General features: G+C 41.8%; 8 protein-coding genes and 1 pseudogene. 4 read left to right on the top strand and 5 right to left on the bottom strand.

From position 1 onward, the window contains the following. Together CAN34_RS06705 and CAN34_RS06700 are read right to left on the bottom strand one after the other, a co-directional pair. Positions 1-371 (bottom strand): annotated as a pseudogene (locus CAN34_RS06705) (MHS family MFS transporter); the annotation flags it as partial. A gap of 259 nt (positions 372-630) precedes the next feature. Beyond that, positions 631-2,304 (bottom strand): phospholipase D family protein, encoded by a 1,674-nt coding sequence (locus CAN34_RS06700; protein WP_089554993.1) that lies wholly within the window; start codon positions 2,302-2,304, stop codon positions 631-633. A 397-nt stretch (positions 2,305-2,701) separates the two neighbouring features. Between CAN34_RS06700 and CAN34_RS06695 the strand changes: the two genes are divergently transcribed. The 4 genes from CAN34_RS06695 (at position 2,702) to CAN34_RS06680 (ending at position 6,660) form a co-directional block, all read left to right on the top strand. Further along, positions 2,702-3,976, top strand: coding sequence for an O-succinylhomoserine sulfhydrylase (locus CAN34_RS06695; protein ID WP_089554992.1), 1,275 nt, complete (start codon positions 2,702-2,704; stop codon positions 3,974-3,976). Between the two features lie 84 nt (positions 3,977-4,060). Beyond that, the gene (locus CAN34_RS06690; RefSeq protein WP_079691316.1) at positions 4,061-4,390 is read left to right on the top strand and encodes a YbaB/EbfC family nucleoid-associated protein; all 330 of its coding nucleotides are present in this window, start codon (positions 4,061-4,063) and stop codon (positions 4,388-4,390) included. Between the two features lie 172 nt (positions 4,391-4,562). Continuing rightward, positions 4,563-5,156: a recombination mediator RecR gene (recR, locus tag CAN34_RS06685; protein ID WP_079691317.1), complete on the top strand. Its 594-nt coding sequence runs from the start codon at positions 4,563-4,565 to the stop codon at positions 5,154-5,156. A 193-nt stretch (positions 5,157-5,349) separates the two neighbouring features. Then, a complete protein-coding gene (locus tag CAN34_RS06680) occupies positions 5,350-6,660 on the top strand; it encodes an HRDC domain-containing protein (protein WP_089554991.1) in 1,311 nt (436 codons plus the stop codon). A gap of 16 nt (positions 6,661-6,676) precedes the next feature. Here CAN34_RS06680 and CAN34_RS06675 read toward each other — a convergent pair whose 3' ends face one another. The 3 genes from CAN34_RS06675 to CAN34_RS06665 form a co-directional block, all read right to left on the bottom strand. Then, complete coding sequence (locus CAN34_RS06675) at positions 6,677-7,351, bottom strand: triacylglycerol lipase (RefSeq protein ID WP_089554990.1); 675 nt, start codon at positions 7,349-7,351, stop codon at positions 6,677-6,679. Positions 7,352-7,562: 211 nt separating this feature from the next. Beyond that, positions 7,563-10,463, bottom strand: coding sequence for an aminomethyl-transferring glycine dehydrogenase (gene gcvP / locus CAN34_RS06670; protein WP_089554989.1), 2,901 nt, complete (start codon positions 10,461-10,463; stop codon positions 7,563-7,565). A gap of 98 nt (positions 10,464-10,561) precedes the next feature. Next, positions 10,562-10,933, bottom strand: a complete 372-nt coding sequence (locus CAN34_RS06665; protein ID WP_089554988.1) for an RDD family protein — start codon at positions 10,931-10,933, stop codon at positions 10,562-10,564. Between the last annotated feature and the right edge of the window lie 10 nt (positions 10,934-10,943).

Here is a 10,943-nt window from a genome sequence, read left to right as displayed (position 1 = left end):
ATAAGAAATAAAGCCGGAGAAATAAATCCCAGTTGTGCATAAGTAGGCAAGCAAGCCATGGCTAATACACTGCCAGCAGTAACCAAAATACTGATTAATAGCATGGGTTTGCGACCTTTGATATCACCATAACGACCAAAGATGACACCGCCAAGTGGGCGCGCCAAATAACCAGTGGCAAACAGTACAAGCCCCTGTATTTTTATAGTAGCAGGATCGGTAATAGCAGGGAAAAAAGAGGCAGCAATAATATCTGCGAGGTATAAGTAAATCAAAAAATCAAAGAACGCGATTGCGCCGCTGAAGCAGATAAACAGTACTGTATTTCTGTCTTTAGAGGACATTAGTGCATATTCAGAACGAGAGGGCATAATAGGTCGCGCATCCACATATGAGAGTATTGGTTAAAAAGGTCATTATATAGATAACCAGCTATAATAAAAAACGACAAATCAGTATCAATAAATAATGATTTGCCGAAAAAATAAAAGTTATTGAGCTGAGAGGTTTGAAAAGTAAGCACTTAAATTAAGAGCATTCAAGTGCGTGTTATTGATTTAAATATCATCAGATATTGATTTAAAGCTTATCAGATATTGATTTAAAGCTTATCAGATAAAGTTAAGACTATTATAACAGCCAATCGATCGGTAACCATGACATGATAGTAAGCCAAACATGGTCGCTCACATCGACGCGCGGTTCTGAATCGTAAATCACTTTTTTATCATCTTCAATGGTATGCCACTGTAAATTGCCATTATCTTGTAATTTAACCTCATAAGCTTGGCTTAATAAGTCGACGCTCAACGCATCATGTAACTGGGTGGCAAGTTGATCATCATTGATAATCACCCCCATCTCAGTATTGATATTAGCGGAGCGAGGGTCAACATTATAGGAACCAATGAATACTTGATAATCATCTACCGCAAAAGCCTTGGCATGTAGGCTGGTTGATGATTGACTGCGTGCTTTCCAGAGTTTGTTTTCGCGTTTTTCTTCACCAGCGGTCGCTTTTAGCTCATAGATTTTGACCCCAGCGCGCAGTAAGCTAGGACGCCATTGGCTATAACCAGAATGTACAGCCGTGACATCGGTTGCATCAAATGAATTGGTTAAAATTTTGATATCGATACCAGATTCGGCTAATTCTACCAGCGTATTGACACCGTCTTTGGTCGGTACAAAGTAAGAGGATATAATGGTCAGTTTTTTTGATGGGCTACCTAATAGAGTGCGTAGTTGATGAACCAAATTGGTGTCTGCTGGCACCGTTTTAGTCAATTTACCCACATCATCACTTAAAAACTGCATATCCGTCCAGCGGAAGGGCACACGCTTATTGATTAAATCTGTATCAATAGAAGAGTCATCAATCGCAGTCTTATAAATCGCTAAGCTGCTTTTGTTGTTGTTTTTCTCATCTGCTCTTAACTTATCTAATCCTTCTAAGAAGTCAGTTGTTTCCCCTTTATCGAGTTTGGCTAAGGTTTCGATATCAAATGATATCGGCGCCGACCAGTAGTCGGCAAAACTATTGTCTATATCTGCCACCACTTTACCGATCAGTAAAACATCCAAATCAGCAAACTGACTATTTTTATCGTTGCTAAGGTATTCATCGCCAATATTACGCCCACCAATGATGGTGATTTGCTTATCAAAAATCATGCTTTTATTGTGCATGCGTCTATTGATACGAGGTAGGCCTGTCAGATAGTTTAAGGTCTGAAATTTACGATACATCAATGGATTGATGATACGTACGGCGATATTGGGGTGACTGGAAAAACGTAATAAATGCTGATCGAACTTAGCGTTATTATTAAAATCATCCAGTAATAGACGAACAATGACCCCGCGCTCAGCAGCATCCCATAAGTCTTTTAGCATCAGCTGACCCGCCTGATCATCATGCCAAATATAATATTGCGCATCGATATTGCGTGTGGCCATGCCGGTCAAAATACTGCGTGAGGCAAAAGCGTTGGCGCCGGTTACGATCGGATGGTAGCCTGACAAATCGGGGTGAATGTCGTTTTGTTCACTGATGGCCGCAACCAAATCAATACTATCCGTGTTTGAGTTGGTAATACTCGTACCGTTATCCAAACGCTTTATTTGAACCCTATCTGATTTTTTATTGTCTTGTTGGTATAACGCTTCAACACGTGCCGATAGTGCTTGGCTCTCAGGTAAATGCGGCTGCTTTGGTAGAATTTGGCATCCACTAAGACATAAAGTCAGGCCGAGTGTCAGACTCAACGATAAGTTGCTTGGTTCTATAGTGAACATCGACATAAATAAGTTACCTTAGTGAACCTTAATATAATAAAAATTTGCCGAAAAACGTGCGTGAGCTTTGTGACGGGTTTTGCAGATGACAATACTAATGACAACACTGATTATGAGGCATAGGATAATATCAGCCCAAGGTAGATTTTAAATGGCCGCTAAGTTTATCAGTTGTCGGCAGCTGTGCCTATTATAAATACGTTGTTTTTGTTAGATGTAGCCTTCGTGATTTCTTTCATATCGTCTTAATCAACAGGTCGATCGCTATTCAAAAATAATATGTAGTGAGTATCTGAAACCAGCTGTTTGGAATAAGTTGACATGATATGATAACGCGAATAAATGATGTTTATAATCAACAATAAGCCGTATTTTTAATAATAACCAGTGCAATGGAAAAATTATGAGTCAGTCGCAAGTGGATAGTGAAAGCAATTTGAATACATTAGATCCAAACTGGCGCGATGATGCGCTAAATTTAAAACTCGATTATGGCATGCAAACCATTGCTGTGCGTGCAGGACAGCATCGTACCGATGAGGGCGAACACTCAGAAGCTATATTTACCACCAGCTCTTACGTCTATCACTCAGCAGCTGATGCTGCTGCCCATTTTGATGGCACAAAAACTGGCAACGTCTACTCGCGCCATACCAATCCAAGTGTGCGTACCTTTGAACGTCGTTTAGCAGCGCTTGAAAACGGTGAGCGCGCGGTTGCCACGGCTTCGGGTATGGGTGCGATTTTGACCATGTGCTTGGCGTATTTAAAAGCTGGCGATCATCTACTGGCTGCCAATCAATTATTTGGCTCATCTATTGGTCTGTTTAATAACTATATGGCTAAGTTCGGCGTTGAAGTCAGTTACGTTGACTGCTTCGACAATGACGCATGGTCAAAGGCTGTTCAACCAAATACCAAGGTTATTTATTGCGAAAGCCCAAGTAATCCATTGGCGCAGATTTGTGATATCGGTTATTTAAGTCAACTATGTAAAGCCAATGACATACTATTGGTGGTTGATAACTGTTTTGCGACACCTGCATTGCAACGTCCACTCGATTTGGGTGCTGATGTGGTGATTCATTCTGCGACCAAATACTTAGATGGACAAGGTCGAGTGTTGGGCGGCGCGCTGGTCGGCAGTGACAAACTAATGCAAGAAGCCTTTACCGTGATACGTTCAGGCGGTATCAGCATGAGTCCATTTAATGCATGGGTGTTTACCAAAGGGCTTGAGACGCTTAAGTTGCGCATGCAGGCGCATTGTGCCAATGCCAATCAGGTAGCTGATTTTTTAGTCAATCATCCCAATGTTAGTATTGTGCATTTCTCAGGTTTGAGCGATCATCCCTCACATGAATTGACCAAACGCCAGCATCATATGAAAGATGGCTACGGCGCGATCATGGGCTTTGAAGTTAAAGCTACCGATAAACTTGATCCAAAAGCTGCTGCTTGGCATGTGATTGATTCAACGCAAATGGTCTCTATCACCAACAATTTAGGTGATGCCAAAACCACCATTACTCATCCGGCGACCACCACTCATTTCCGTCTGACGCCTGAAGCACGAGTGGAAGCTGGCGTTAAAGATGGTCTTATCCGTCTGTCAGTTGGTCTAGAAGATGTCGAAGATATCATCAAAGATTTGGCGCGTGGTTTAGACAGTTTGTAAAGATAACGGTATAATCGCTGTTAGTGTTTTATTTTAACTCATGACAATATCAATTATTTATTGTTACAAAACAAAGAGGCAACTATGAATATTCAAGCATTAATGCAACAAGCACAAACGATGCAAAAGAAAGTCGAAGCAAACGTTGAGAATGCTAAAAAAGAGCTGGCCAATAAAGAAGTTCATGCAGAATCGGGTAGTGGTCTGGTAAAAGTGACCATGACTGGTCGTCATGTGGTCAAGCGTTTGACCATCGATCCAAGTTTGCTTGAAGATGAGCCAGATATGATCGAAGATTTGATTGCAGCGGCTATCAATGATGCCGTCCGTCAAGCAGATGAGCTATATGAAGAAACGATGGCTGGTGCTACCTCAGGTATGGGTCTACCACCAGGTATGCAAGGTATGTTCTAAATCTTTAATGGTTGGTATTGATATACAGATTGTTTTTTAATCACTTGGCTATATGTTATCTGAATGTCATCTGACTATATGAATGTGTCATATAAACGTGAGAAATGGGGTTGTTATCGACACGATACGACCCCATTTTCATAGCTATGGTTTCTAAATAAAGGAAAACACTTTGCTGACAGCCAAATTTGATCAGCTGGTCAAACAGCTGCGTATTTTGCCGGGTGTGGGTCAAAAAAGCGCCCAACGTATGGCGCTACACTTACTCACCAAAAAACGTCCACAAGGTTTGGCGCTTGCTCAAGCGCTTGATGAGGCAATGCGTGATATTGTTGAATGTCAGCGCTGTCATAGCTTTAGTGATGAGGCGATTTGTCCTTTATGCCAAGATCCAAGACGTGATGACAACCTATTATGTGTGGTCGAAACCGCTGCTGATGTCATGGCGATTGAGCAGACGGCAGGCTATCGTGGCCGTTATTTTGTCTTGGGTGGTCATCTGTCACCGATTGATGGTATTAGCGCCGACGATTTAAATATTGAGCAGCTGGTTTGGCGGGTGAAGCAAGAGCCGGTAGAAGAAATAATATTAGCAACCGGTACTACGGTTGAAGGTCAGACTACAGCACACTTTATCAGTGAAGCGGTCAGCCGTCATGTTAATAAGGTGACACGTCTGGCGCAAGGGGTGCCGATGGGCGGCGAGCTTGAATACCTTGATAGTATGACGCTTGGTCAAGCCATGCAAAATCGCTCTTTTTTATAGTATCTGTATAACATCATAGTATCTACCATAGTATCTATCATCGTATTATCTATATAGCATTTTTATAAAATCGAATGCTTGCCCATTTTATTTTATGATATTGTTATAATGGCTTTATTATTGTTTTCTCCTTTAATTTTATTAAGACGCGTTTTAGCGTTTTATTTTCTCTCATCAATGCAGGTATCTGCCCGTGTCCAACAACGCTTTAACCGATTCAAACCTTCAAGACCAACTTTCTGCTGTTACTGATGACTTATCAAAGCAATCTGACAATACTGATGTAGAGTCAGCAGAGTTGCCACTAGAACCAGATATCGATGCGCTGTTGGATATCGCTGATGAGGTTGCTATCACTTGGGTGCGTCAGCAAAGCCAATTGAATGAAGTGATTGAGGCATTAGCCACTTGCGGGCGGGTAGCATTAGATACTGAGTTTATCAAGCGTGATACTTATTATCCGCGCTTGGCATTGGTACAGCTTAACGTTGGCGACCATATTTATCTATTAGATGCGCCGCAGCTACAGCTAGATGAGTTGTGGCAAGCCCTAATTAAAGTGGATGTGGCTATTTGGCATGCTTGCGGTGAGGATTTGGGTATTTTTTACCTATTGTCTGGCTGCCCGCCGTTGACCAATATTTTTGATACCCAAATTGCCTTATCTTATTTGACGGGACAATTGCAAATGGGCTATCAGCAGGCGCTTGATGAGCAATTGGATATGCATATCGATAAAGAACAAAGTCAGTCAGACTGGCTACAGCGTCCGCTATCAGATGAGCAAGAGCAGTATGCGATTGATGATGTACGCTTTTTGCCAGCGTTATATTTGAGCCTTGAATATGAGCTAAAAAAACAGAATTTATACGATTATGTGTGGGCGGACTGTCAGCTATACGCCCATGATTTATATAAAGCACAGCATGTAGAAGATGAGGCCATGTATCTGACCATGGCTGATTATCGCTATACCTCACAACAAATGGCGGTATTACAAGCAGTTGCGACATGGCGTGAGGAGCTTGCACGTGCGACCAATCAACCGCGTACTTTTGTGATTAAAAAACAAGCGGTACGTGAGATTATCACTGAAAATCCAAGTAATATGCGTGAGCTTGTGCACAAAACGACCATGCACCGTAGTATGCTGCGCCTATATGGTGAAGAGTTAATGAAGGTGATTAAGGACGCAAAAATGCTTGCGCCTGTTGAGCATCCACCTTGCCTACTGCCCCCTTATCGTTCTAAAAATAAAGTGCTATCAAAAGCGGTGCAAGAAGCAATAGATAACCAAGCAGAGAAAATCGGTGTACCCGCTAGCGTATTGATGCGTAAAAAATGGCTAGGACAATTGTACGAAGTTATCGCCTTTGAGCAAGGGCTAGCAGCATTACCACAAGGCTTAAAAGGCTGGCGTAATAAATGGGTAACGCAAACATTGATTCCAGTGATTGAAGCGCATAAAAAAGAGCTACAACAAGGTATGGGAATTAATGTTTAATCTTTATTGGTATTTACTAACGTTTAAATTGCCCATGCTGTAAAAAATATCCTGTCTGCTTAGCGACGTCATTATCGACCAACATGCCGGTATGCGATACCGGCATGATTAAATGGTCTGTAGCAGCTTCAAGTTTTGTCTCTTTCAAATATACTGTGCCATCATGGACAAAATGTTCATCGAGCAGTGGATTACCAGCTTTACGCAGTTTGCGATTATGATACTGCAAAAATACTTGCCCTAAACCGTAGGGGCGATTGCCAGCAATGATACCCAAGGTAATATGCTCAGGTAATGGCGCAACGGTACCATCCAAAGCGTCCACATACGATTTTCCTACTATAGCAGGTGTCAGTCGCCAAATATAATCGGCGCATATACTGCCAATATGCGGTGTACCAAGCGTCACGCAGCGTCCGATCTGCCACTGCGGATAATGATAAACAAAATCACGAATGATAAGACCGCCTAAACTATGCCCGACTAGATTTATGGGTTGGTCAGGATGATGATGTTGCTTAAGCCATTTATTAAGACGATCACTATTGGTTTGAATGCCATCGCGCATACTACGATAGCCATATTGATGAGTGTCAAGCCCTTGCGCTTGTAGGCGTTTAGCGAGTGGACGCATAATCCATGCGGTTTGATGTAAGCCGTGAATAAGAATAGTGCGGTTTTTTTGCTGCATAGTATTTTCCAAGAAAAGGTTTTTACTTAAATAAATTAGCTTATATTCTAAGTATATTAAGCTTTTATGACAGCTTTCAATATTGAAAGTACATAAATAATATATGACTGAACAATAAACAGACCAAATAAAAACCTCCAAGTCAGTAGCTGACTTGGAGGTTTTTTAAGTTTCATAACAGACAATTTACTGAGAAGTCTGTTATTGGAAACTACATGTAGTTTTCAATACTTGGGCAAGAGCACATTAAGTTCTTATCACCGTAAGCGTCATCAATACGACCAACGCTTGGCCAGAATTTATGTTCGCGTACATAAGGTAATGGGAATGCGGCTACATCACGGCTATACGGATGTGACCAGTCGCTGCCAGTAATCACAGCGGCGGTATGTGGTGCATTGACTAATGGGTTGTCCTCTAATGTCCAACCATCTTCGCCAGCTTTGGCTTTCATCGCTTCAGCTTTGATAGATTTCAGTGCATTAATAAAGCGATCCAATTCTTCTTTTGATTCAGACTCAGTAGGCTCAATCATCAAGGTGCCTGATACTGGGAAGCTCATAGTTGGGGCGTGGAAGCCATAATCCATTAAGCGTTTGGCAATATCACTTTCACTGATGCCGGTTTCGTCTTTTAATGGGCGAATATCGATGATACATTCGTGCGCTACACGGCCGTTTTTGCCAGCGTACAAGATAGGGTAGTCACCTTTAAGCTGATCAGCAACATAGTTAGCGTTTAACAATGCAAGATTGGTCGCTGCTAACAAGCCATCACGGCCCATCATGGTAATATACATCCAAGAGATTGGCAAAATGCTCGCTGAACCATAAGGGGCAGCTGATACTGCTGAGCAATCATTTTGCGCATTATGTACAGGGATAATCTTATGGTTGGCAATAAACGGTGCCAAATGCGCTTGCATACCGATAGGACCCATACCTGGGCCACCGCCGCCATGAGGAATACAGAAGGTTTTGTGCAAGTTCATGTGCAATACATCAGCACCCACTTCCGCTGGTTGCATGATAGCGACCTGTGCGTTCATGTTGGCACCATCCATATAGACCTGACCACCATGGTTATGAATAAGGTCACAAATATCACGGATACCTTCTTCAAATACACCGTGCGTCGATGGATAGGTAATCATCAAGGCACCTAGATTGTCGCTGTGCTCTTTACATTTAGCGGTTAGGTCAGCAATGTCAACGTTACCATTGTCATCAGTTTTGACCACGACCACTTTCATACCCATCATGATGGCGGTTGCAGGGTTAGTACCGTGTGCAGATTGCGGAATCAGGCAGATATCACGATTCATTTCACCCAACGACTCATGATAACGACGGATCGCAAGGATACCAGCGTATTCACCAGAGGCACCAGAGTTTGGCTGCATAGAGATTTCATCAAAACCTGTGATGGCTTTAAGTTGTTCTTGCAAGCTGTCAATCATCGCCACATAACCAGTGACTTGATCTACTGGTGCGAAAGGATGCACGTTTGCAAACTCAGGCCAAGTAATCGGTAACATCTCACTGGTCGCATTCAGTTTCATGGTACAGCTACCAAGGGCAATCATACTACGGTTCATCGCTAAATCTTTATCTTCTAAAGATTTTAAATAACGTAGCATTTCATGCTCGGTATGATGCGAGTTAAATACTGGATGGCTTAGGATATCATCGGTACGTAAATGCGCAGCATCTAATGAAACAGTAGCCGCTTCTGGTAAATCATGCGCTTTGCTAACAAATAACTGGGTTAGGACGCTAAAGTCTTCTTGGTCACTGGTTTCACTAAAAGCAACGCCCAGTTTATTATTGCCAAGACGCCATAAGTTATAGCCAACATTATCCGCATTTTCAAAGATTTGCGTCGCAAGCTGCTCTGAACCACAATCAACAACCACGGTATCAAAGAATTGGTCATGAACTACGCTTAACTTATTGTCACCATTTGCATTTTTAATCACGTCAGCAAAAGCAGTAGCAAATGCATGAATACGGGTAGCAATACGCTTAACGCCAGTTGGACCATGATACACAGCATACATACCCGCTAAGTTAGCAAGTAATACTTGTGAGGTGCAGATGTTTGAGTTGGCTTTTTCGCGGCGGATATGTTGCTCACGAGTTTGTAGCGCCATACGTAGAGCGGTATTGCCTTGAGCGTCTTTTGATACGCCAATGATACGACCAGGTGCTGAACGTTTTGCTTTATCGGAGAAGGCAAAGTAAGCAGCATGTGGACCACCAAAGCCCATTGGAATACCAAAGCGCTGGGTGCTACCAAGTGCTACGTCTGCACCCATATCAGCAGGTGATTTTAACAATACTAAACTCATGATGTCGCTGACAACTGAGGTATAGGTTTTCTTTTCTTTCACTGCCGCGATAACGTCGGTTAAATCTTTAACATCACCCTCGACGCCAACATATTGGAATAATGCACCAAAATAATCACCAGACTTAGCTAGCTCGAAATCACCAACGACAACGTCAAAACCAAAGTATTTGGCGCGAGTATTAACAACGTCTAGCGTTTGTGGATAAATGCGCTCATCAACAAAGAATTGGTTTGATTTGCTTTTGCTCATACGTTTTGACATGGCCATAGCTTCTGCAGCAGCCGTTGCTTCATCAAGTAATGACGCACCAGCAAGCTCAAGGCCTGTCAAATCGATACAAACTTGTTGGAAGTTAAGCAATGCTTCTAGACGACCTTGGGCAATTTCAGCTTGATAAGGCGTATAAGCTGTGTACCAGCCTGGATTTTCTAACACGTTACGCTGAATAACGGCTGGCATGCGCACAGGCGAATACCCCTGACCAATATAGCTTTTATTAACGGTAATACCGTCTGCCATCTTGCGCAATTTGGCGAGAGCAGCGTGCTCACTCATGGCAAGTGGTAAATCTAATGCTTTATGCATACGTACTGGCTCAGGGACAGTATCATTGATAAAGCTTGCCATATCTTTATAACCAACAGCACTAAGTAAATCCGCTTGCTTGGTTTCATTAGAGCCAAGATGGCGATAAACGAATTCAGCTTCGTTAAATAAACCTTTAAAGGTATCGAACGTTGGGTTTTGAGAGATAGTCATGACAATCCTTGGTTAAGGGAGGAATAAAATAATAATGATGAAGCTTGCTTTTAATAGTTTAACTTGAGCGTTTTATGCTTTTAATATTCAGGTAAGAGTTAAGTCGTTTTTACCACACAAGTACCTGCCATGAAGTCTCCTAGCCTACGAAAATAGCTAACATATAAGATATAATCAATTGCAGCGGGTATTAGTAAAAAATTTAATAAAGCTAAACTGTTTCTAATAATTGATCTTATAAAACCTATTGAATTCTGAGTTTTAAATTCAATGACACGAATATTAAGCAAACGTTTTCCAATGCTTTGACCATTTATACTATCGCTCAGTAAGAAAAGAGAGAAAAAAGCAATTTCAGGTAAAGCTGTTTCTCGACCAAATAGTGTAGATATTAATGTGTAGATCGAAAAACATACAATTAAATCAATAAATTTAGCAATAAATCTAATGTGTAATGCCGCCATTTGCATGATTATATTG

Source organism: Psychrobacter sp. DAB_AL32B (genome assembly GCF_002224105.1).
Taxonomy (GTDB): Bacteria; Pseudomonadota; Gammaproteobacteria; order Pseudomonadales; family Moraxellaceae; genus Psychrobacter.
This window is presented reverse-complemented; position numbering and strand designations above follow the sequence as displayed.

Coding starts and splice junctions, on each gene's coding strand:
- CAN34_RS06665 (WP_089554988.1), bottom strand. CDS start 10,933: ATGCAAATGGCGGCATTACACATTAGATTTATTGCTAAATTTATTGAT.
- CAN34_RS06700 (WP_089554993.1), bottom strand. CDS start 2,304: ATGTCGATGTTCACTATAGAACCAAGCAACTTATCGTTGAGTCTGACA.
- CAN34_RS06675 (WP_089554990.1), bottom strand. CDS start 7,351: ATGCAGCAAAAAAACCGCACTATTCTTATTCACGGCTTACATCAAACC.
- CAN34_RS06695 (WP_089554992.1), top strand. CDS start 2,702: ATGAGTCAGTCGCAAGTGGATAGTGAAAGCAATTTGAATACATTAGAT.
- gcvP (WP_089554989.1), bottom strand. CDS start 10,463: ATGACTATCTCTCAAAACCCAACGTTCGATACCTTTAAAGGTTTATTT.
- CAN34_RS06690 (WP_079691316.1), top strand. CDS start 4,061: ATGAATATTCAAGCATTAATGCAACAAGCACAAACGATGCAAAAGAAA.